Below are 21,072 nucleotides of genomic sequence, written 5' to 3' on the forward strand. Positions count from 1 at the left end.
GTGGCCGTGACTTCCTACAAGGGCCGCTGATCCCCCTCAGCGCCCGGATCTTGAAAGGTTTGAACATGCTCAATCGTCAGAAAATGCTTGTTGCGGCTGTCGTTGCCGCATTTGGACTGTCCGGTGCGGCCTATGCCGCCGACGGCGCCGATCCGGTCGTTGCCAAGGTCGGCGACCAGGAAATCCACCAGTCCGATATCGACCTCGGGGTAGCCAATCTCGATCCGCAGCTGGCCCAGCTGCCTGACGACCAGAAGAAGCTGGCTGCTCTTTCAGCCGCCATCGACGTGAAGGCGATTGCCAAGGTTGCCCAGACCGACGGCATCGAGAACACGGACGAGTTCAAGAAGCGTCTTGCCTTCCTGCGCGAACGCGAACTGCACAACGCCTATTTCCGCAAGTATGTCGTCAACACCGTGACCGACGACGAGATCAAGGCGCGCTATGACGCCGAGATCAAGAAGATCCCGCCGCAGGAAGAAATTCATGCCCGCCACATCCTCGTCAAGACCGAGGACGAAGCCAAGGCGATCATCAAGGACCTCGACGCCGGCAAGGATTTTGCTGAACTCGCGAAGGCCAAGTCCTCCGATCCGAACAAGTCGGAAGGTGGCGATCTCGGCTATTTCGGCAAGGGCCGCATGGTCAAGGAATTCGAAGATGCCGCATTCGCGCTGAAGAAGGGCGAATACACCAAGACCCCGGTCAAGACCCAGTTCGGCTTCCATGTGATCAAGGTCGAAGACACGCGCATGGCGCCTCCGCCGGCGCTTGACCAGGTCAAGGACCAGATCCGCCAGCTCGTCATGCGCGACAAGTATCTTGCGCTGCTGACGAAGGCCAAGGAAGGCACGAAGGTCGACGTTCTGGATGAGAACCTGAAGAAGGGTTACGAAGAAATCAGCAAGGAACAGCAGCAGTAATCTGCTCTCGTGCGGGGTCCGGAAGGGCCCCGCGCTTTCTTCTCTGCCCGTCCAAGTCCTGATGGAAGCAACATGTCCGCCACCGTTTCTCCGCTCGCTCCCAAAACCGTTCCCGACATGCCCGCTTTGCGCGGCGTGCGCATGGCGACCGCCTCTGCCGGCATCAAGTACAAGGGTCGCACCGACGTGCTGATGATGGTCTTCGACCAGCCGGCCGCCGTTGCCGGCGTCTTCACGCGTTCGCGCTGCCCGTCTGCGCCGGTCGATTTCTGCCGCCAGAACCTGGCCGGCGGCGTTGCCCGTGCGGTCGTTGTCAATTCCGGGAATGCCAATGCCTTTACCGGCAAGAAGGGTCGCGAGGCCACGGCGCTGACGGCAAAGTCTGCTGCCGCGGCCGCCGGCTGCCAGGAAGGCGAAGTGTTCCTCGCCTCCACCGGCGTCATCGGCGAACCGCTGGACGCGACCAAGTTCGCCGGCGTGCTCGACACGCTCGCCAAGGATGGCAAGCAAGATTTCTGGCATGAGGCCGCCAAGGCCATCATGACCACGGACACCTATCCGAAGGTTGCCACCCGTTCCGCCGAGATCGCCGGCGTCAAGGTCACGATCAACGGCATTGCCAAGGGCGCCGGCATGATCGCGCCCGACATGGCGACGATGCTCTCCTTCGTGGCGACCGACGCCGATATCGCACCCGCGGCCCTGCAGGGTCTGCTGTCCGCCGGTGTCGGTCCGTCGTTCAACTCGGTGACGGTCGACAGCGACACGTCCACCTCCGACACGCTGCTTCTCTTCGCAACCGGTGCTGCTTCTGCCGACGGCCAGCCGAAGATCGAGGATGCGGCTGATGCGCGCCTTGAAGGGTTCAAGGCGGCGCTCAACGATCTTCTCATGGATCTCGCACTTCAGGTCGTTCGCGACGGTGAGGGCGCGCGCAAGATGGTGGCTGTTACAGTGACGGGCGCCGAAAGCGACGCCGCCGCCAAGCGCATCGCGCTGTCGATCGCCAATTCGCCCCTCGTCAAGACGGCGGTTGCCGGCGAAGACGCCAACTGGGGCCGCGTCGTCATGGCTGTCGGCAAGTCCGGCGAAATGGCGGACCGCGACAAGCTCGCCATCTGGTTCGGCGATATCCGCGTTGCCGTCGACGGCGAACGCGATCCCGCTTATTCCGAAGCGGCGACGACCGCCGTCATGGAAAAGGAAGACATTGCCATTCGGGCCGATATCGGTCTCGGCAACGGCAAGGCAACGGTGTACACCTGTGACCTCACCAAGGAATATGTCGCCATCAACGGCGATTACCGGAGCTGAGCGCATGGCAAGCCTTCCCGCCGTTCGGCGGCTCGAGGCGGCAGGATTTCGCGCCTGGCCGGCTGAAACGGTCGAATATGAGGGAAGCTGGCAGAAGCGGCTGACGCCGGGTCATGCGACGCGGCGGGCGAACTGCCTCGTTCCGCTCGATCCGGGCGATACGCGTGATATCGGCGAACGCATCGACCGTGTCGAGGCATGGTACCAGGCGGCCGGTGCATCGCTGGTCGTCAAGCAGACGCCGCTTTGCCCGCCGCAGCTTATCGAATGGCTCGGCAAGAACGGCTGGCGCAGCGAGGGCGACGTGTCGGTGCAGACCGTCACGCTGTCCGACTATGCGCAGGTCACGGGCCTCGACATGATCCCCAGCCACGACGTGGCGCGCTTCGTCGATGCCTGCATCGCGGTTGAAGGCGGGAAGAGCCGAACCCCTCGCGCGGCGATGGAGCGGCTTTTCGGTGCTCTGCAGCCGGAGACGGGCATGTTCATTCTCGGCGAGACCAGCGATCATCCAAAGGCGGTCGCGCTTTGCGTACATGACGGCGATCTTGCCGGGTTGCAGCAGGTCGCCGTCGCGGCCGAGGAACGTCGTCAGGGTCTCGGACGGCAGATCACGGTGGCTGCCCTGAAATGGGCCCGTCTTCGCGGTGCCGTGACGGGCTGGCTCCAGGTTGAAACGGCCAATGCGGCGGCACTGGCGCTCTACGCGGAACTCGGGTTCAAGGAAACCTACCGCTACTGCTACTGGCGCAGGGAGAAAGCCTGATGAGCCGATCCATCCTCCTTGTCGCGGCCTGCGCCCTGATCGACACGGACAATCGCATCCTGTTGTCGAAGCGCCCCGAGGGCAAGGCTTTGGCCGGCCTCTGGGAGTTTCCGGGCGGCAAGGTCGAGCCGGGCGAGACGCCCGAGGAAACCCTGGTCCGCGAACTTCGCGAGGAGCTGGGGATCGAGACGAAGGTGCCGTGTCTCGCGCCATTGACCTTCGCCAGCCACACCTACGAAACCTTCCATCTCCTGATGCCGCTCTATGTCTGCCGACGCTACGAAGGCATCCCGCGCGGCGCCGAAGGCCAGGAGATCAAGTGGGTCCGTGCCGCCCAGCTGCGCGATTTTCCGATGCCCCCCGCGGATGAACCGCTGATTCCGTTCCTGCAGGATCTTCTCTGATCGGGACAGTCTTTCCAGCCGAAATTTACCTTTCCTTTATCAGATTCTGACATTTTTCGGCGGTGGAGACGGCGTGTACAGGTTAGGCAGTCGATATGGCGGACAAAGAACAGTATGACGGACTGACGGAAGTCGCCGAAGCACCGCTCGACGCGCCGAAGTCGGGCGCGCTGAACATGGCGGTGATTTTTGGCGTCGCTGCAGTGGCACTGACGCTTATTCTCGCGCCTTTTGTCGATCGCAAAAGCGCACACCTCGCCGGGACGGTTGCGCCCGGCGCGTATGATGACATCGTGACGGGCTCTATTTCGACGAATAGCGGGCCGAAGCGCTACATTGTCAGACGCAGTGTTCTTCAGGACACGCCAGGTGCCGTTTGCATTATCAACAGCGATGGCTCGACGAGCGGTTGCTGAAATATTTTGAGAGAGCGGCGCCCCGGTGCCGAATTGAAAGGAACTCGCGGATGTTGATCTTGCGTCGACTGTTGAAAGATCAAGACGGAGCAACCGCGATCGAGTACGGCCTGATTGGCGTGCTTCTTTCCATCGCCATCGTGGCCGGTGTTACCCAGGTCGGTTCGGCGATCGGCACGACCTACAACAACATTGCCACGCAGGCGCTCGGCAACGGGACGCTCGCCAATCCGTGAGTTCACGAGGCGTGTTCTTTTACTGCGCGCCCGATTTATCGTTCAGCACACTTGCAAGGCTGACTTTGGCCGAGCCCGGACGGAGTGGTTTCTGCTGGCTTTCATGTGGAGCCCAGCCGGACAAGTAGATGATCGAGAAGGTCGCACGGATGCGGCCATCCGGATCTGAGAACCGCTCGGCATAGATTTCCCCCGCCCTGACGAAGAGCTTCCGGCCTGGTGGTGTTCTCGACCGGCCCGCGAGCGGGTTTGCCATGCCCATGTGGCGAAGATCCCGCATCAGTGGGAATATCGAGTCATACCTGACCGTATAGGTTTCGACATCGGCGACGGGCAGGGCGAAGCCCGCCCGCTGCAGAAGCGCGCCGATATCACGCACATCGGCAAAGGGTATGACGCGGGGGCTCACGCCGCCGGTTAGTTCCTCCTCGGCGCTCAGGAGCGCCTCGCGCAACTCGGCAAGTGTCCCGGCGCCGGGAATGGCGGCCAGGAAAAGGCCATCCGGCTTCAACGCGCGGCGCGCCTGGATGAACAGGCCGGGCGTGTCGTTCGTTAGATGTGCGGAAAGCGGCGAGACGACCAGATTGACGCTTTCCGGCGCAAGCGACAGCTGCTCGAGTGGTGTCTGCTTGAATGCGCCGGCCCCGCTGCCAAAGCCATCGGTGGTTTCCAGCCGCGTCATCTGGCCCACTTTGCCGGTCGCCATCATCTCGCTCGCGGTGACGCCGGTCATGCCGTGCAATTCCACGCCTTCGGTAAAATGGCGCTCCACGGCCGAGAGCCGGTCTGCAAGCTCTTCGGCCGCCATGTTGAGAAGGAAGCCGGCGCTCCGGTCGGCGATGCTCGCCGCGCGTGCGCGGTTTCGCTCGATCAGTTGGGAATCAAAAACCAGTTGCATCTCGCGCCCTGCGCTGCTCAAAATTGAAACGGCTGCCCGGGGAAGGCAGATCGGTGTCTGTCTACAGGTGATCGGTCGATGGGTGAAGAAGAAAGTCCAGCGGCTTCGGGTTTGTTCCACCGGCTTCCGGCCCGGCTGGCGGCAGGTCTGATCAATTTCGTCTATCCGCCGGTTTGCGCGGGCTGCGGCCGCTTTGCCGCCCGCGATGGCGCGGTCTGCGGAGCGTGCTGGCAGACGATCCGCTTCATCGAACGGCCCTATTGCGAGGTGATGGGCACGCCCTTCACGCATGATCTCGGCGCCGGCTTCCTCTCGGCGGAAGCAATTGCCCATCCGCCGGTTTTCGATCGCCTGCGTGCGGTCGCGGCCCATGATGGAATGTGCCAGACGCTGGTGCATCGGCTGAAATATAATGACCGGCTGGATCTGGCGCCTCTCATGGCACGCTGGATGGCGCGGGCGGCGGGCGATCTTCTCTCGGACGCTGAGGTCATCGTCCCGGTGCCGTTGCATCGGACGCGGCTTTTCATGCGGCGGTTCAACCAGTCGGCTGAGCTCGCGCGTCATCTGGCGTTGCAATCGGGCAAGCCGTTCAATCCCGTCGACCTGAAGCGCGTTCGCCGCACCGCCCATCAGGTGGGGCTGGGCGAGCGGGCGCGCGAGGATAACGTGCGCGGGGCATTTGCGGTGACCGATGCCGGCAAGATGATCTTTGCCGGGCGGCGCGTCCTGCTGATCGACGACGTCTATACGACCGGCGCCACGGTCTCCGCGGCATCGCGGGCGCTACGCAAGGCAGGCGCCATCGACATCACCGTACTCGTCTTTTCAATGGCGCTTCCGGAGCCTATATAGCGTCTTGAACAAGGCGCGCCCGTCGAGAGGCCGCTGAAGGAGAGATGTTGATGGTTCCTGTCACGATCTATACGCGCCAGATGTGCGGCTATTGCTCCGCGGCCAAGGCGCTGCTCGACCGCAAGGGTGTGAGCTATACTGAACATGATGCCAGCTTCGACCCGAAGCTGCGCCAGGAAATGATGGATCGCTCGGGTCGCTCGACCTTCCCGCAGATTTTCATCGGTGAACAGCATGTTGGCGGTTGCGATGACCTGCATGCGCTGGATGGCGCCGGCAAGCTCGATTCCCTTCTTGCCGGTTGAGGAGATTTCGTGATGACCAAGGTCAAGGTTGCCGCCGTCCAGATGTGCTCTGGCGTTTCGATCGAAAGGAATGTCGAGCGCATGCGCGCCCTCGTGGCCGAGGCCGCGGCGCAGGGCGCGACCTATGTTCAGACGCCGGAAATGACCGGCGCGCTGCAGCGGGACCGTGCTGCGCTGATGGCTTCGCTGAAGCCCGAGGCGCAGGATCTGGTCTATCGCGCGGCGTCGGAACTTGCGGCGCAGCATTCGATCTTCATGCATGTGGGCTCGACGGCCATTGCGCTGGGGAACGAGAAGGTCGCCAATCGTGGCTTTCTATTTGGCCCGGACGGTTCGCTGATTACCTCCTATGACAAGATCCATATGTTCGATGTCGATCTCGACAATGGCGAGAGCTGGCGCGAGAGCCGGACGTATAATCCGGGCGCCGCCGCCCGCGTCGCAGCGCTCCCCTTCGGTAAGCTCGGCTTTGCCGTCTGCTATGACGTGCGCTTCCCGCAGCTGTTCCGCGCCGAGGCGCTGGCTGGCGCTGAAATCCTGACGGTTCCGGCAGCCTTCACCAAGCAGACCGGCGAGGCGCATTGGGAAATCCTGCTGCGCGCGCGCGCCATCGAAAACGGCGCCTTCCTGGTCGCCGCGGCACAGGGCGGCGTGCATGAAGACGGCCGCGAGACCTATGGCAATTCGATGATCGTGAACCCCTGGGGCCAGATCCTGGCGCGTGCCGGCGGTTCGGGCGAGGCTGTGCTGGTGGCGGAGATCGACACCGCTGACGTGGCCGCCGCACGGGGCAAAATTCCGAACCTGAAGAATGCGCGCGAATTCGCCGTCGAAACAGTCGGTGCTTGAGGGCTTTCGCCAGTGATCAAGTATTCGCTCAAGTGTGAAGCCGAACATGCCTTCGAGGGATGGTTTTCTTCCGGCAGCGATTTTGATGCTCAGCAGGCACGTGGGCTGGTGACGTGCCCGGTCTGCGGTTCGGCCTCGGTGAGCAAGGCGCTGATGGCGCCTGCTGTCACCACCGCGCAGGCCGGTGAAAACGACGTTCCGATGGCGATGGCCGCTGCGGGCGCCAACCCCGAAATGCTGGCGAAGCTGCGCGAGATCGTCACCCACATTCGCGCCAATTCCGAGGATGTCGGCGCGCGGTTTCCGGAGGAGGCGCGGAAGATCCACTACGGCGAAGCGCCGGCCCGCGGCATTATCGGTGAGGCGAAGCAGGAAGAGATCGGCGCGCTTCTGGAAGAAGGCATCGAGATCGCGCCGTTGCCGGTCCTGCCGGAAGACACGAACTGAGCCCGTCCTTGGGTCACTGAGCCGGGCGCGTTGCCAGCATCATGTAGTTGACATCCATGTCGCGCGACAGGTTCCACTGGTTCATCAGCGGATTGAAGAAGACGCCGGTGCGTTCGTCGATCTGCATGCCGGATGCAACGATCGGCTTTTCGAGTTCTTCCGGTCGCACCAGCTTGTCATATTGATGCGTGCCCTTGGGTAGCCAGCGCAGCACATATTCCGCACCGACAATGGCAAGCGCCATGGCTTTCATCGTCCGGTTGATCGTGGCGATGAACATCATGCCGCCTGGCTTCACCATTGAAGCGCAGGTGGTGATGAAGAAATCTACGTCGGATACGTGCTCGACCACTTCCATGTTGAGGATGATGTCGAACTTCTCGCCATCGGCCGCCAGCTGCTCGGCGGTCACGGCGCGGTAGTCGACATTGACGCCAGACTGCGCGGCATGGGTCGTCGCGATGCCGATATTGCGCTCGGAGGCGTCGGCGCCGATCACGGTCGCGCCCATGCGGGCCATCGGCTCGGACAAGAGACCGCCGCCACAGCCGATATCAAGCACGCGCAGCCCTTCCAGCGGGCGATGGATGTTGGCTTCGCGGCCGAAATGGCTCGTCACCTTGTCGCGGATATAGCGGATACGCACGGGGTTGAACTTGTGCAGCGGCTTGAACTTGCCGGTCGGGTCCCACCATTCCGCCGCCATGGCGGTGAAGCGGTCAACTTCGGCCTGATCGATCGTGGTTCTTGCAGCTTCGCTCATGATGCATATCCTTCGTGGTCGCTTCTCAAGTCGGACTGCTACGGCTGAAAGTCAAGGCCGGATTTTGCTGCGGATCGCCGCAGCGAGGCCGCGAAATCGCCGGAATCGAGGGGTTTGACTTCCGCCGGACAAACATCAAGAATCATGGTTATTGATTCCTCTCCAGGACGGACCCTCCGCATGTTCAAGAAAATCGCCCTCAGCCTCCTTGCCGCAACCTTCCTGTCGGCCTGCACGACGACCGACCCCTATACGGGCGAGCAGAAGATGTCGAACACGGCGGGCGGCGCAATGATCGGCGCGGGCCTTGGCGCGGTGACCGGTCTGCTGGTCGGACAGGATGCCAATTCGCGTCGCAACGCCGCCCTCATCGGCGCTGGCGTCGGTGCACTCGGCGGCGGTCTGATCGGCAATTACATGGACACTCAGGAAACGGAACTCCGTCGCCAGCTGCAGGGGACCGGCGTTTCGGTTACGCGCAACGGCGACTCGATCGTCCTGAACATGCCGTCCAACATCACCTTCCCGACGGACCAGGATGCTGTGAAGGCGGAATTCTACCCGACGCTCAATTCGGTCGCGATCGTGCTCAAGAAGTTCGACAAGACGCTGATCGACGTCAACGGCCATACGGACTCGACCGGCAGCCACCAGCATAACCAGGATCTGTCGCAGCGCCGTGCGATTTCGGTTGCCAATTACATGGCAAGCCAGGGTGTGGATCCGCGCCGCATGTCGGCCGTCGGTTTTGCCGAAACCCAGCCGATCGCCTCCAACGCGACGGAAGCCGGACGCGCGCAGAACCGTCGCGTCGAAATCCAGATCTCGCCGCTGCGTCAGAATTGACCGGCAGATCCGGCGCGTTTCCGGCGAAAGCAGAACCGCCAGAAACGCGCCTTCGCCTTGCCTGATCCGATTATGGATAGGGATGAGGTTTCGGCATTTCCGGCCACTGCTCAGGGTGCGTACCGGATCGGCCCCTCCGGCTGTTGCAGTCGGGTCGCTTTTTCGCTATGAGACCGCCAACTTTGGGCTCGGTTCTTTTCGGAGGATCGAGCCTTCGACTGTTTGACTGAGTTCTCGCGCACTCCGCGCGGGCCATGACCGGACATTTGAAATGGCACGCATCGTGATGAAATTCGGCGGCACGTCCGTCGCAGACCTCGACCGGATCCACAACGTCGCGCGCCATGTGAAACGGGAAGTCGATGCCGGCCATCAGGTCGCCGTCGTCGTTTCGGCCATGTCCGGCAAGACGAACGAGCTTGTCGCCTGGGTGCAGAACATGCCGAAGGTGACGGGCGCGAAGTCGCCTTTCTATGACGCGCGCGAATATGACGCGGTCGTCGCTTCCGGCGAACAGGTGACGGCGGGCCTTCTGGCGATTGCCCTGCAGTCGATGGATATCGATGCCCGCTCCTGGCAGGGCTGGCAGATCCCGATCAAGACCGACAATGCGCATGGCGCTGCCCGCATCCAGGACATCGACGGTGAGGAGCTGATCCGCCGCTTCGAGATGGGCCAGGTTGCCGTTATCGCCGGTTTCCAGGGCATCGGCCCGGACAACCGTATCGCGACGCTCGGCCGCGGCGGCTCGGACACGTCGGCTGTGGCGATTGCCGCTGCCGTCAAGGCAGACCGCTGCGACATCTATACCGACGTCGATGGCGTCTACACGACCGACCCGCGCATCGAGCCGAAGGCGCGCCGCATGAAGAAGATCGCCTTCGAGGAAATGCTCGAAATGGCGTCTCTCGGCGCCAAGGTTCTGCAGGTCCGCTCGGTCGAGCTGGCCATGGTACACAAGGTGCGCACCTTCGTGCGCTCCTCATTCGTAGACCCTGATGCACCGGGAATGGGCGACCTTCTGAACCCGCCGGGCACGCTGATTTGTGACGAGGATGAAATCGTGGAACAGGAAGTAGTCACCGGCATCGCCTACGCCAAGGATGAAGCGCAGATCTCGCTGCGTCGTCTTGCCGACCGTCCGGGCGTCTCGGCTGCCATCTTCGGCCCGCTGGCCGAATCCCATATCAATGTCGACATGATCGTGCAGAACATTTCCGAAGACGGAACCCGCACGGACATGACGTTCACCGTTCCTTCGGGCGATGCCGAAAAGGCGCTCGCCGTTCTGGCGCAGAACAAGGACAAGATCGGCTTTGACGTCGTGCAGAGCGAGACGGGCCTGGTGAAGGTTTCCGTCATCGGCATCGGCATGCGCAGCCATGCCGGCGTTGCCGCAACGGCCTTCCGGGCTCTCGCCGAGAAGGGCATCAACATCAAGGCGATCACGACCTCGGAAATCAAGATTTCCATCCTGATCGACGGTCCCTATGCCGAACTTGCTGTTCGGACTTTGCATTCCTGCTACGGTCTCGATAAGAGTTGAGAAACGATTCCGCGATGCGCCGGTTGCAGTGATCCTGCAATCGGTTCGCCCGGAATGATTCACGAACCGGGAGCACATGCGCGATGAAAGGCCTTTCTCAGGGTCCGCGCGTTCTTCTCAAGCGTCTCCGCGAGTTGATGGCGGAAGCGCTTGAACCGCAGGAACGCCTTGACAAGATCGTCCAGCAGATCGCCCAGAACATGGTCGCGGAAGTGTGTTCCGTCTATGTGCTCCGATCGGACGGCGTGCTCGAACTCTATGCCACCGAAGGTCTGAAAAAGGACGCCGTTCACCTGGCCCAGCTGAAAATGGGCCAAGGTCTTGTCGGTACGATTGCAGCCTCCGCGCAGTCGCTGAACCTGTCGGACGCGCAATCGCATCCCGCCTTCCGCTACCTGCCGGAAACCGGCGAAGAAATCTTCCATTCCTTCCTTGGCGTGCCGATCCTGCGCGTCGGCCGCGCGCTCGGCGTTCTCGTCGTGCAGAACCGGGCGCAGCGCACCTATCGCGAGGAAGAAGTCGAGGCGATGGAAACCACGGCGATGGTGATCGCCGAGATGATCGCCACCGGCGAACTCAAGAAGATTACCCGGCCGGGGCTCGAACTGGACCTTTCGCGTCCGGTCTCGATCGAGGGCGACAGCTATGGCGAAGGCATTGGCCTTGGCCATGTCGTGCTGCACGAGCCGCGCATCGTCGTCACCAATCTTCTCAACGAAGACACCGAATATGAATTGAAGCGCCTCAACGAGGCGCTCGATTCGCTGCGCATTTCCATCGATGATCTTCTGTCGCGGCGCGACGTGTCGATGGAAGGCGAGCATCGCGAAGTTCTGGAAACCTACCGCATGTTTGCCCATGACCGCGGCTGGGTGCGGAAGCTCGAAGAGGCAATCCGAAACGGCCTGACGGCGGAAGCGGCGGTCGAGAAGGTGCAGAGCGACACGAAGGCGCGGATGATCCGTCTGACGGACCCATATCTCCGCGAACGCATGCATGACTTCGACGATCTCGCCAACCGGTTGCTGCGCCAGCTGACGGGCTATGGCCCGAAGGGCGGCGGCGGTTTGCCGACGGATGCAATTATCGTGGCGCGTGCCATGGGCGCGGCCGAGCTGCTCGACTATCCGCGCGAACATATTCGCGGCCTCGTGCTGGAAGAAGGCGCCGTCACCAGCCATGTGGTGATCGTTGCGCGCGCCATGGGCGTGCCGATTGTCGGTCAGGCGTCCGGGCTTGTGGCGCTGGCCGAAAATGGCGATCCGATCATCATCGACGGCGATGGCGGCAGCGTGCATCTGCGCCCGCCGTCTGAACTGCGCGTTTCCTATGAGGAGAAGGTGCGCTTCCGTGCCCGCCGGCAGGAACAGTTCCGCGCGCTCCGCTCCGTCGAACCGATCACCAAGGATGGGCAGCGCATCAATCTGCTGATGAATGCCGGACTTTTGGTCGATCTGCCGCAGCTCAACGAATCCGGCGCGATCGGCGTCGGGCTGTTTCGCACCGAGCTGCAGTTCATGATCGCGTCCAACATGCCGAAGCTCGAGGAGCAGGAGGCGTTCTATCGCAGTGTCCTGCGGCAGGCGGCAGGCCGCCCCGTCACATTCCGGACGCTCGATATTGGCGGCGACAAGGTCGTTCCCTATTTCCGTGGAGCGGATGAGGAGAACCCGGCGCTGGGCTGGCGGGCCATCCGCCTGTCGCTCGATCGGCCTGGCCTGATCCGCACGCAGCTGCGCGCACTGCTTCGTGCAGCCAGCGGCCAGGAACTGCGCATGATGATCCCGATGGTGACGGAAGTTGCCGAGCTTCGGGCGGTGCGCGAGCTGATGCAGAAGGAATTCCAGCATCTGTCGCGCTTCGGTTATGAACTGCCGAAGAAACTGCAGTTCGGCGCCATGCTTGAAGTACCGGCGCTGATGTGGCAGCTCGACGAGCTGATGGCCGAGGTCGATTTCGTTTCGGTTGGCTCGAACGACCTGTTCCAGTTTTCCATGGCGGTCGATCGTGGCAATGCGCGCGTCGCCGACCGGTTCGACAATCTGGGCCGGCCGTTCCTGCGCATCCTCAGGGACATCGTGCGGGCGGCCGAGCGCAACAACACGTCCCTGACGCTCTGCGGCGAAATGGCGGGCAAGCCGCTCTCGGCCATGGCGCTGATGGGGATCGGCTTCCGCTCGATTTCCATGTCGCCGGCCTCGATCGGTCCGGTCAAGGCGATGCTGCTCGGGCTTGACGTCAAGCAGCTTGGCGACGTGATGAACGCGGCGCTGGACGAAGGCTATCCGCGCGAGCCCATGCGCCATATCCTGGAAAAGTTCGCCGAAGCGAACAACCTGCCACTCTAGGACATCAGACTTGGCCAAACTGCCTATCGAGAAAATGCGTGAACTGGAGCGCCGGTTCAGCGAGGTCGAGGCCCGGATGTCGGCCGGGCCGGCGGCTGACGTCTATATCAAGCTTGCGGCCGAATATTCGGAACTCGAGCCGGTCGTGAAGACCATCCGCGAATTCCAGAAGACGGAAAGCGAGATTGCCGATCTCGAAGCGCTGCTTGACGACAAGGCGACGGATCGCGAGATGCGTGATCTCGCCGAAATGGAACTGCCGGACCTGAAGGCGCGCATCGAAACCCTCGAAAGCGAGATGCAGATCCTGCTTCTGCCGAAGGATGCGGCGGACGAGAAGAGCGCGATCCTCGAAATCCGCGCGGGAACGGGCGGCAACGAGGCAGCCCTTTTCGCTGGCGATCTGTTCCGCATGTATGAGCGCTATGCCTCGGCCCATAACTGGAAAGTCGAAATCCTCTCCGAAAGCGAAGGCGAGGCAGGCGGCTACAAGGAAATCATCGCGACGGTCAGCGGGCGGGGCGTGTTCGCCAAGCTGAAATTCGAATCCGGCGTGCATCGCGTGCAGCGCGTGCCGGAAACGGAAGCGAGCGGGCGCATTCATACGTCGGCCGCGACGGTTGCTGTTCTGCCCGAGGCCGAAGATATCGATGTCGAAATCCGGCCGGAAGACATTCGCATCGACACGATGCGCGCGTCGGGTGCCGGCGGACAGCACGTCAACACGACCGACTCGGCCGTGCGCATTACACATTTGCCCACCGGCATCATCGTCACCAGTTCGGAAAAGTCGCAGCACCAGAACCGGGCGAAGGCCATGCAGGTTCTGCGCGCACGCCTTTACGACATAGAGCGGCAGCGGGCGGATAACGAGCGCTCGGCCTCGCGCAAGAGCCAGGTCGGTTCGGGCGACCGGTCCGAGCGCATCCGCACCTATAATTTCCCGCAAGGCCGCCTGACCGACCATCGCATCAACCTGACGCTCTACAAGCTTGATCGGGTGATCGAGGGCGAGCTGGACGAGGTGATCGATGCGCTGGTCGCCGATTATCAGGCCGGCCAGCTGGCGCAGCTTGGCAATGACCATGACGGGGCCTGATCCGCTTCTCGATGATGTCATGGCTGAGGTGCGCGGCCTGTTTCGCGCGGCGGATCTGGACGATCCGGCGCTGGAGGCGCGGTTACTTGTCAGCGGGTTGCTTGATCTTGAGCCGGCGGGGCTGATCTCCCGCGGACGCTCGCCTATCTCTTCTGAAGATGTTGAGCGCATTCGCGCTGCCGCCGCCCGCCGCGTCGCCGGCGAGCCGGTCTATCGCATCCTTGGCTGGCGGGAGTTCTACGGGTTGAGGCTTGGCCTTTCCAGTGGAACGCTTGAGCCGCGGCCGGATACGGAAGTTCTGGTCGACGCGGTGCTGCCCATTCTTCGGCAGTTTGTGGGCGAGGGGCGCAAGCCGCATATCCTCGACCTTGGCACCGGAACGGGCGCCATCTGCCTGGCTCTTCTCCATGAATGCCCGGATGCGAGCGGGTTTGGCACGGATATTTCGGCGGATGCGCTCGCGACCGCGAAGGCCAATGCCGAGGCGAATGGTCTGGGCGGGCGATTTGTGGCGCTTGAAAGCGACTGGTTTTCGCAGGTGCGAGGGCGTTTTGACGTCATCGTCTCCAACCCGCCCTATATTCCGTCCGCCGATATTGCCTGCCTGGATCGCGAGGTTCGGGATCATGACCCGCTTGCGGCGCTGGATGGCGGCTCGGATGGGCTCGATCCCTATCGAATCATCGCGAATCAGGCAGCGCAGCATCTTTGCGAGGACGGATTCGTCGGTGTCGAGTTCGGCTGGGACCAATTGGCCGCCGTACGCTCCATCTTCGAGGCGACCGGTTTTGTCGCCCAGCACGCAATGCGCGATTATGGCGGACGCGACCGGGCGCTCATTTTTGCGCTCAAGCCCGGTTATTCTGGCGAATAATCTCGCGACCGCGAAAAAAACGCTTGGATTTGAGGGGGAAGCGGGCTAGTTTGCCTGTGCGCACTAGGCCTGAAGCGCCGGCGAAATTTAATCCCGGGACAGCTTTCGCCAAGATGGTTGCTCTCTCAACAAGAGTTTCTGGGGTACCGACAGTCCCTGTGCGGAAATCTGTTCAATAACGTCACAAGCGGCAAGAAGGTGCGGTCACGCGCGGACGCTGCGGCTCGCAAGCCCTGTCTGATAGACAGAACAGGCCGGAGCCATATTGTGGTCATTTAGAAAGAAGTTCAGGTGAGCCATCGATGAGGCCAGGACAGCAGAACAAACGCGGTCGCGGGCGTAACAACAACAGCAATAACAACAATAATAATAACAATAACAACAACAATGGAAACATGCGCAAGGGTTCAAACCCTCTGACGCGGACCTATGACAGCTCCGGACCGGACGTCAAGATTCGCGGAACCGCGCAGCACATTGCTGAGAAATACGCCCAGCTTGCCCGTGATGCCCAGAGCTCCGGCGACCGCGTGATGGCGGAAAACTATCTCCAGCACGCCGAGCACTATAACCGCATCATCGCCAGCGCCCAGGCGCAGATGCAGGAACGCTTCCAGCGCGACGATCGCAATGAGTTTGGCGATCGCGACGAGGATGACAACGGTTCGGACAACGCGCCGGTGCATCAGTCTCAGCCGCAGCAGGTGCAGCAGCGTTCGCATCAGCAGTCCCAGCCGCAGACCGAGCAGCCCTATGATGGCAGCGGTCCGCAGCCGGAAATCGAAGGCATTCCTGCCGAAGTCGTTCTGAACAGCGAAACGCCGGCAGAAGCCTCGGATGAGCAGGAGCCGCGTCAGCGTCGTCCTCGTCGTCCGCAGCGTCGCCGTCAGAACGCCGCCGCCGAAGGTGGCGCGTCCGAGGACGCTCCGGCCGAGCAGCCGGCGCTTGCCGAAGCCGGCGAATGACGAAGATCAAATCGTACTGATTTCAGGATCCCCGGGACACAAGTTCCGGGGATTTTTGTATTTAAACCTCTTTAAATTCGGTGCGCCGCGCCCATATTTCTCATCGAAGGCTCGCCTCTGAGGGAGCCTATCTCAAACCCGTCGATCCGTGCCTGAAGCGAGGGCGGAACGAGGAACGGAGGACAGACATGAATATCGAGAAATATTCCGAGCGCGTGCGCGGTTTCCTGCAATCGGCTCAAACCGGCGCACTTGCCGCCGGACACCAGCAATTCACCGCCGAACATGTGCTGAAAGTGCTTCTGGACGATGACCAGGGCATGGCTTCGGCACTCATTCAAAAGGCGGGCGGCGATCCGCGCCAGGCGCGCATTGCCAATGATGCAGCACTTGCAAAATTGCCCCAGGTTTCGGGCGGTAACGGTCAGGTCTACCTGTCGCAGCCGCTGGCCAAGGTCTTTGCGACGGCTGAAGAAGCCGCGAAGAAGTCGGGCGACAGTTTCGTTACCGTCGAGCGTCTGTTGCAGGCGCTGAGCATCGAATCGTCTGCTTCCACGTCCGCCACCTTGAAGAAGGCCGGCGTGACGCCGCAGGCGTTGAACCAGGCGATCAACGATGTCCGCAAGGGCCGCACGGCCGATAGCGCCAATGCCGAACAGGGCTTTGATGCGCTGAAGAAATATGCCCGCGACCTGACGGCGGATGCCCGTGACGGCAAGCTCGATCCGGTGATCGGCCGCGACGATGAAATCCGTCGTGCGATCCAGGTCCTGTCGCGCCGCACCAAGAACAATCCGGTTCTGATCGGTGAGCCCGGCGTCGGCAAGACGGCGATCGCCGAAGGTCTGGCGCTGCGCATCATCAATGGCGACGTGCCGGAATCGCTGCGCGACAAGAAGCTGATGGCGCTCGACATGGGCGCGCTGATCGCAGGCGCGAAATATCGCGGTGAATTCGAGGAACGTCTGAAGGCGGTGCTTTCGGAAGTGCAGTCGGAAAGCGGCGATATCATCCTGTTCATCGACGAAATGCACACGCTGGTCGGTGCCGGCAAGGCGGATGGCGCTATGGATGCATCCAACCTGCTGAAGCCTGCGCTTGCCCGCGGCGAGCTGCATTGCGTTGGTGCGACCACGCTCGATGAGTATCGCAAGCATGTCGAAAAGGATGCGGCACTTGCCCGCCGGTTCCAGCCCGTGATGGTGAACGAACCGACTGTCGAAGACACGATCTCGATCCTGCGCGGTCTCAAGGAGAAATACGAACAGCACCACAAGGTCCGCATTTCGGACTCTTCGCTGGTCGCTGCCGCCGTGCTGTCGAACCGCTACATCACCGACCGCTTCCTGCCCGACAAGGCGATCGACCTGATGGACGAAGCCGCTTCGCGGCTGCGCATGCAGGTGGATTCCAAGCCTGAGGAGCTGGACGAACTCGATCGCCGCATCATGCAGTTGAAGATCGAGCGCGAGGCGCTGAAGAAGGAAACCGACAACGCGTCGAAGGACCGTCTGGAAAAGCTGGAGCTTGACCTGTCGGATCTGGAAGAGCGCGCCAATGCGCTGACGGCCCGCTGGCAGGCGGAAAAGCAGAAGCTCGGCCATGCCGCCGAACTCAAGCGCAAGCTTGACGAGGCCCGCAACGATCTGGCGATTGCCCAGCGCAGCGGCGAGTTCCAGAAGGCCGGCGAGCTTGCCTATGGCGTGATCCCGGGTCTCGAAAAAGAGCTGAAGATCGCCGAAGAGCATGATGGTTCCGGTGCGGAAGCCATGGTCCAGGAGGTCGTGACCCCCGACAATGTCGCGCAGGTCGTCTCCCGCTGGACCGGCATTCCGGTCGACAAGATGCTGGAAGGCGAGCGCGACAAGCTGCTGCGCATGGAAGACGAACTCGCCAAATGGGTCGTCGGCCAGGGCGATGCGGTGCAGGCCGTTTCGCGGGCGGTTCGCCGTGCGCGCGCCGGTCTTCAGGATCCGAACCGGCCGATCGGCTCGTTCATGTTCTTAGGCCCAACCGGCGTCGGCAAGACCGAGTTGACCAAGGCACTGGCCCGCTTCCTCTTCGACGAGGAGTCGGCGATCGTGCGCATCGACATGTCGGAATACATGGAGAAGCACTCTGTCTCGCGGCTCATCGGTGCACCGCCCGGCTATGTCGGCTATGATGAAGGCGGCGCTCTGACCGAAGCCGTTCGGCGCCGGCCCTATCAGGTCGTGCTGTTCGATGAGATCGAAAAGGCGCATCCGGATGTGTTCAACGTTCTGCTGCAGGTTCTGGACGATGGTCGCCTGACCGACGGGCAGGGCCGGACCGTGGACTTCAAGAACACGATCATCATCATGACCTCGAACCTCGGCTCCGAGTTCCTGACCGGGCTCGGCGAAAACGAGGATACGGATAGCGTCCGCGAACAGGTCATGGGTGTCGTGCGGATGAACTTCCGTCCCGAGTTCCTGAACCGTATCGACGAGATCATCCTGTTCCACCGGCTGCGCCGGAAGGAAATGGGCACGATCGTCGATATCCAGATGGAGCGTCTCGTCAAGCTGCTCGCCGATCGCAAGATCACGATCACGCTGGACGAAACCGCCCGCGAATGGCTCGGCGACAAGGGTTACGACCCGGTCTATGGCGCAAGGCCGCTCAAGCGCGCGATCCAGAAGTTCCTTCAGGATCCGCTGGCCGAAAAGATCCTCTCGGGCGATATCCCGGACGGGTCTGCGGTGACGGTGAGTGCCGCCTCCGATCGCCTGATCTTCATTTCGGGCGAGACGATCAGCCAGGCAGCGTAGTCTCAAAGGCTGCTTGCCATAAGACAGGGATGCCCTCGGCGAAAGCCGGGGGCATTTTCGGTTGTGGTCACGGATCAGTTGCTCGCGACGTTCCAGTCTTCGTGGCCGAGCAGCGCATCAATGCGCTTGCGCTCGGCGCCGAACTTGGCAAGGGCATCGCCCGAAAGCGACTTGCCGTCGGGCAGGCGGATCTTCAGCGGGTCCACCTTGTTGCCGTTGACGATCATCTCGTAGTGCAGGTGCGGTCCGGTCGACTGGCCGGTCGTTCCAATCCAGCCGATCACCTGGCCCTGATGGATCTTCGCCCCCTCAACCACGTCCTTCGCGATCGCGCTCTGGTGGTTGTAGGAGGTCTCATAGCCATTGGCGTGGCGGATGATCGTCTGGTTGCCATAGCCGCCGCGGTCCCAGCCGGCCTTCTCGACCGTGCCGTTGCCGGTGGCGATGATGGGCGTGCCGCGCGGGGCTGCCCAGTCGACGCCTGTATGCATGCGCATATAGCCGAGGATCGGATGGCGCCGCATGCCGAAGCCGGACTTGAAAATGCCGCCCGGAACCGGGTTGCGCAGCAGGAACTGGTGGATGCTCTTTCCATCCGGACCGTAATAATCGACGGTGTCGTCGATCGGGTCCTGGTAGCGGTAAAGCCGCGTTTCCGTATCGCCGAACTTGGCGTAGAGGAACAGGAGCTCCGAATTCTTGGTGACCTTGCCGGACTGGTCGGCGACCGAGAAGAAGGCTTCGAGCTTGTCGGTCGGGTGCAGCTGCGCCTGGAAGTCGACGGAGTTGGCCAGAAGCTTGACGATCTGGTTGGTCAGATCGAGACCCATTCCGTAGGAGAGGGCGGCTCGGTAGATCCCGTCATAGACGCTCGGCAGGTCGGAGCCCGCCTGCGGGGCGAGCAGATTGTCGTCGAGTGCCGAGGCCATGGCCTTGATGACCGGCGGCGCTGTGCCCTGAACGAAGTTGCCCTTGTCATCGAGCGCCACGGTGACCTGGTGCTGGTCGCGCTGATAGATACTGGCGCGGACGATCTTCAGGTCTTCGCCCGTCTGCATGATCCCCATGCGCAGGATGTTGCCGTCACGCAGCTTGTCGCTGCCATAGGCGTCCGAGAGGCTGCCGGAAACAAGATCTGCCTGTTTCTTCGAATAGCCATTCGATGAAAGTGCGGTGGCGATGTCCGTGTCGGAGCGGACCGGAATGATGTCGTCGGCATATTCGGGCGTTGTGCTGGTGATCGCCTCGGGTGCTGCGACCGACATGTTGGACTCGATGACCTTGGCCGTCAGTCCGGAGGTGATGTCGAGGGCGCTGTTGCTCGCCGCGAAACGTCGCGGGTCGACATAGTAGAGCGAGGCCACCTGGCTGTTGCCATCGGTCAGAACCGAACCATTGGTCCGGACGGTTTCCTCGATCTCTTCAAGCGTCATCGCCGGCGCGTAGTTGAAGGCGACATCCTTCGTCGGAAATTCCGAGGTCTCCAGGCTGACTTCGGACTCGACGTCCGAACCGTAGATCTGGCCGGTGCTGACGGAAGGAACCGCCGGCTTGGTGCCGGAGGAGAAAATCGCCAGCGCGTCGAATTCCGGATAGGTCTCCTGCGTGGCGTGTGCTGCGGCCAGCGCCATCTTCACATGCTCGAAGGGCTGGCGTCGAACGACTTCCTTGCCACCCTGCTGGATCATGGTCGAAACTTCCATGATCTGCTTGTCGGCAGGCTTGGCTGCAATGTTTGTCGCAACCAGCCGGCCGCCACGCTTGGCTACAAGCGGGGTATCCTCACCATCTCCATGCGACCGCGCGTAGGCTTCCGCCGGAATGGCAAGCTGGCGGCGCCCGTCGAGGGCAGCGGTCAGCGCCACGCCCATGAGGATCGTGCTGGTAATGCCTGTCAGAAAGGTGCCGGAGAGCCAGCGGAAGGAAATCTCGCGGCGGTCAGGCGCGCGGCGACCGTCAGCGAGCAGCGCGGGCTCGTTTCCGAGCAGCCGTGTCAGTTCCCTGCCGTCTGTCATTCAGTGTCCGCCTGGCCCAGTTATTTTCTTGTTATGCAACATCTGCCCTGTGTGCGCGCGGGAGTCAAACCTCATGCGAGGACCCAGCCCGCAGAGTGCACAGAAGCTCCATACTCTGCGTCATGGCGTTCATTGCAATGAAATGTGAAAATCCGGGGGCAGGGGTGTGTGGTGAGAGGCGGTGTTTGGCGGATTTGGGTGTTGTTCCGGGTGCCTGTTCAATAATAGTTGTTTTAAATCAGATGGTTGATGGGGTTTCCGCAAGATTTTTGAAGTTTTTTCGAAGAGGGCTGTTGACTGTTTTGGGGGCGTGGGTCTATAAGGCGATCACTGACGAGGGCGGCGGCGCTGCTAGCGACTAACGAACTCGTCCTTGAGAAAATCTTCTGATGGTTGCGAGAGTGACTGGGG

20 protein-coding genes are annotated in these 21,072 nt (G+C 61.9%); 17 read left to right on the forward strand and 3 right to left on the reverse strand.

Annotated features, from left to right (window positions below; translation table 11 throughout):
- Window positions 1-65: 65 nt before the first annotated feature.
- The 6 genes from LQK84_RS22455 (at window position 66) to LQK84_RS22480 (ending at window position 4,059) form a co-directional block, all read left to right on the forward strand.
- Window positions 66-923, forward strand: coding sequence for a peptidylprolyl isomerase (locus LQK84_RS22455; protein ID WP_230831020.1), 858 nt, complete (start codon window positions 66-68; stop codon window positions 921-923).
- A 72-nt stretch (window positions 924-995) separates the two neighbouring features.
- Window positions 996-2,237, forward strand: coding sequence for a bifunctional glutamate N-acetyltransferase/amino-acid acetyltransferase ArgJ (gene argJ / locus LQK84_RS22460; protein ID WP_230831022.1), 1,242 nt, complete (start codon window positions 996-998; stop codon window positions 2,235-2,237).
- A gap of 4 nt (window positions 2,238-2,241) precedes the next feature.
- Window positions 2,242-3,003, forward strand: a complete 762-nt coding sequence (locus LQK84_RS22465; protein WP_230831023.1) for a GNAT family N-acetyltransferase — start codon at window positions 2,242-2,244, stop codon at window positions 3,001-3,003.
- A complete protein-coding gene (mutT, locus tag LQK84_RS22470) occupies window positions 3,003-3,407 on the forward strand; it encodes an 8-oxo-dGTP diphosphatase MutT (protein WP_230831024.1) in 405 nt (134 codons plus the stop codon). Before LQK84_RS22465 ends, mutT begins: the two co-directional genes overlap by 1 nt.
- A gap of 95 nt (window positions 3,408-3,502) precedes the next feature.
- Window positions 3,503-3,823, forward strand: a complete 321-nt coding sequence (locus LQK84_RS22475; RefSeq protein ID WP_230831025.1) for a hypothetical protein — start codon at window positions 3,503-3,505, stop codon at window positions 3,821-3,823.
- A 50-nt stretch (window positions 3,824-3,873) separates the two neighbouring features.
- The gene (locus LQK84_RS22480) at window positions 3,874-4,059 is read left to right on the forward strand and encodes a Flp family type IVb pilin (RefSeq protein ID WP_230831026.1); all 186 of its coding nucleotides are present in this window, start codon (window positions 3,874-3,876) and stop codon (window positions 4,057-4,059) included.
- A 19-nt stretch (window positions 4,060-4,078) separates the two neighbouring features.
- Here the strand turns inward: LQK84_RS22480 and LQK84_RS22485 are convergent, their stop codons facing one another.
- Window positions 4,079-4,957 carry a methyltransferase domain-containing protein gene (locus LQK84_RS22485; RefSeq protein WP_230831027.1) on the reverse strand — a complete coding sequence of 293 codons (879 nt, stop codon included), beginning with the start codon at window positions 4,955-4,957 and terminating at the stop codon, window positions 4,079-4,081.
- A gap of 78 nt (window positions 4,958-5,035) precedes the next feature.
- On the opposite strand from LQK84_RS22485, the gene LQK84_RS22490 reads away from it, so the two are divergent.
- From LQK84_RS22490 to LQK84_RS22505, 4 genes are read left to right on the forward strand one after another with little or no spacing between them, the layout of a single operon-like run.
- A complete protein-coding gene (locus LQK84_RS22490) occupies window positions 5,036-5,812 on the forward strand; it encodes a ComF family protein (RefSeq protein WP_230831028.1) in 777 nt (258 codons plus the stop codon).
- Between the two features lie 50 nt (window positions 5,813-5,862).
- The gene (grxC, locus tag LQK84_RS22495) at window positions 5,863-6,117 is read left to right on the forward strand and encodes a glutaredoxin 3 (protein ID WP_230831029.1); all 255 of its coding nucleotides are present in this window, start codon (window positions 5,863-5,865) and stop codon (window positions 6,115-6,117) included.
- A gap of 12 nt (window positions 6,118-6,129) precedes the next feature.
- Complete coding sequence (locus tag LQK84_RS22500) at window positions 6,130-6,966, forward strand: carbon-nitrogen hydrolase family protein (RefSeq protein WP_230831030.1); 837 nt, start codon at window positions 6,130-6,132, stop codon at window positions 6,964-6,966.
- 12 nt (window positions 6,967-6,978) lie between these two features.
- Entirely contained in the window at window positions 6,979-7,413 is a 435-nt protein-coding gene (locus LQK84_RS22505) for a DUF1178 family protein (RefSeq protein WP_230831032.1), read from the forward strand.
- Window positions 7,414-7,426: 13 nt separating this feature from the next.
- Here LQK84_RS22505 and ubiG read toward each other — a convergent pair whose 3' ends face one another.
- Window positions 7,427-8,176: a bifunctional 2-polyprenyl-6-hydroxyphenol methylase/3-demethylubiquinol 3-O-methyltransferase UbiG gene (gene ubiG, locus LQK84_RS22510; protein ID WP_230831038.1), complete on the reverse strand. Its 750-nt coding sequence runs from the start codon at window positions 8,174-8,176 to the stop codon at window positions 7,427-7,429.
- Between the two features lie 180 nt (window positions 8,177-8,356).
- Here ubiG and LQK84_RS22515 point away from each other — a divergent pair, with 180 nt between their 5' ends.
- The 7 genes from LQK84_RS22515 to clpB all read left to right on the forward strand — a co-directional run bounded on the left by LQK84_RS22515 (window position 8,357) and on the right by clpB (window position 18,646).
- Window positions 8,357-9,022 carry an OmpA family protein gene (locus LQK84_RS22515; RefSeq protein WP_230831039.1) on the forward strand — a complete coding sequence of 222 codons (666 nt, stop codon included), beginning with the start codon at window positions 8,357-8,359 and terminating at the stop codon, window positions 9,020-9,022.
- Between the two features lie 271 nt (window positions 9,023-9,293).
- Window positions 9,294-10,568 (forward strand): aspartate kinase, encoded by a 1,275-nt coding sequence (locus LQK84_RS22520; protein WP_230831040.1) that lies wholly within the window; start codon window positions 9,294-9,296, stop codon window positions 10,566-10,568.
- 83 nt (window positions 10,569-10,651) lie between these two features.
- Window positions 10,652-12,916, forward strand: coding sequence for a phosphoenolpyruvate--protein phosphotransferase (ptsP, locus tag LQK84_RS22525; RefSeq protein WP_230831041.1), 2,265 nt, complete (start codon window positions 10,652-10,654; stop codon window positions 12,914-12,916).
- A 10-nt stretch (window positions 12,917-12,926) separates the two neighbouring features.
- Window positions 12,927-14,015, forward strand: coding sequence for a peptide chain release factor 1 (prfA, locus tag LQK84_RS22530; protein WP_230831042.1), 1,089 nt, complete (start codon window positions 12,927-12,929; stop codon window positions 14,013-14,015).
- On the forward strand, window positions 14,002-14,889 hold the full coding sequence (gene prmC / locus LQK84_RS22535) for a peptide chain release factor N(5)-glutamine methyltransferase (RefSeq protein ID WP_230831043.1): 888 nt from the start codon (window positions 14,002-14,004) through the stop codon (window positions 14,887-14,889). The genes prfA and prmC overlap by 14 nt, the downstream gene beginning before the upstream one ends.
- 302 nt (window positions 14,890-15,191) lie before the next feature.
- Window positions 15,192-15,854 (forward strand): DUF4167 domain-containing protein, encoded by a 663-nt coding sequence (locus tag LQK84_RS22540; RefSeq protein ID WP_230831044.1) that lies wholly within the window; start codon window positions 15,192-15,194, stop codon window positions 15,852-15,854.
- A 188-nt stretch (window positions 15,855-16,042) separates the two neighbouring features.
- Window positions 16,043-18,646: an ATP-dependent chaperone ClpB gene (clpB, locus tag LQK84_RS22545; RefSeq protein ID WP_230831045.1), complete on the forward strand. Its 2,604-nt coding sequence runs from the start codon at window positions 16,043-16,045 to the stop codon at window positions 18,644-18,646.
- 74 nt (window positions 18,647-18,720) lie between these two features.
- Here clpB and LQK84_RS22550 read toward each other — a convergent pair whose 3' ends face one another.
- Window positions 18,721-20,661 (reverse strand): M23 family metallopeptidase, encoded by a 1,941-nt coding sequence (locus LQK84_RS22550; RefSeq protein ID WP_230831046.1) that lies wholly within the window; start codon window positions 20,659-20,661, stop codon window positions 18,721-18,723.
- Window positions 20,662-21,072: the final 411 nt, after the last annotated feature.

This window comes from Rhizobium sp. C4 (assembly GCF_021026315.1).
Classification (GTDB): Bacteria; Pseudomonadota; Alphaproteobacteria; order Rhizobiales; family Rhizobiaceae; genus Ensifer_A.

Coding starts and splice junctions, on each gene's coding strand:
- LQK84_RS22455 (WP_230831020.1), top strand. CDS start 66: ATGCTCAATCGTCAGAAAATGCTTGTTGCGGCTGTCGTTGCCGCATTT.
- argJ (WP_230831022.1), top strand. CDS start 996: ATGTCCGCCACCGTTTCTCCGCTCGCTCCCAAAACCGTTCCCGACATG.
- LQK84_RS22465 (WP_230831023.1), top strand. CDS start 2,242: ATGGCAAGCCTTCCCGCCGTTCGGCGGCTCGAGGCGGCAGGATTTCGC.
- mutT (WP_230831024.1), top strand. CDS start 3,003: ATGAGCCGATCCATCCTCCTTGTCGCGGCCTGCGCCCTGATCGACACG.
- LQK84_RS22475 (WP_230831025.1), top strand. CDS start 3,503: ATGGCGGACAAAGAACAGTATGACGGACTGACGGAAGTCGCCGAAGCA.
- LQK84_RS22480 (WP_230831026.1), top strand. CDS start 3,874: ATGTTGATCTTGCGTCGACTGTTGAAAGATCAAGACGGAGCAACCGCG.
- LQK84_RS22485 (WP_230831027.1), bottom strand. CDS start 4,957: ATGCAACTGGTTTTTGATTCCCAACTGATCGAGCGAAACCGCGCACGC.
- LQK84_RS22490 (WP_230831028.1), top strand. CDS start 5,036: ATGGGTGAAGAAGAAAGTCCAGCGGCTTCGGGTTTGTTCCACCGGCTT.
- grxC (WP_230831029.1), top strand. CDS start 5,863: ATGGTTCCTGTCACGATCTATACGCGCCAGATGTGCGGCTATTGCTCC.
- LQK84_RS22500 (WP_230831030.1), top strand. CDS start 6,130: ATGACCAAGGTCAAGGTTGCCGCCGTCCAGATGTGCTCTGGCGTTTCG.
- ubiG (WP_230831038.1), bottom strand. CDS start 8,176: ATGAGCGAAGCTGCAAGAACCACGATCGATCAGGCCGAAGTTGACCGC.
- LQK84_RS22515 (WP_230831039.1), top strand. CDS start 8,357: ATGTTCAAGAAAATCGCCCTCAGCCTCCTTGCCGCAACCTTCCTGTCG.
- LQK84_RS22520 (WP_230831040.1), top strand. CDS start 9,294: ATGGCACGCATCGTGATGAAATTCGGCGGCACGTCCGTCGCAGACCTC.
- ptsP (WP_230831041.1), top strand. CDS start 10,652: ATGAAAGGCCTTTCTCAGGGTCCGCGCGTTCTTCTCAAGCGTCTCCGC.
- prmC (WP_230831043.1), top strand. CDS start 14,002: ATGACGGGGCCTGATCCGCTTCTCGATGATGTCATGGCTGAGGTGCGC.
- LQK84_RS22540 (WP_230831044.1), top strand. CDS start 15,192: ATGAGGCCAGGACAGCAGAACAAACGCGGTCGCGGGCGTAACAACAAC.
- clpB (WP_230831045.1), top strand. CDS start 16,043: ATGAATATCGAGAAATATTCCGAGCGCGTGCGCGGTTTCCTGCAATCG.
- LQK84_RS22550 (WP_230831046.1), bottom strand. CDS start 20,661: ATGACAGACGGCAGGGAACTGACACGGCTGCTCGGAAACGAGCCCGCG.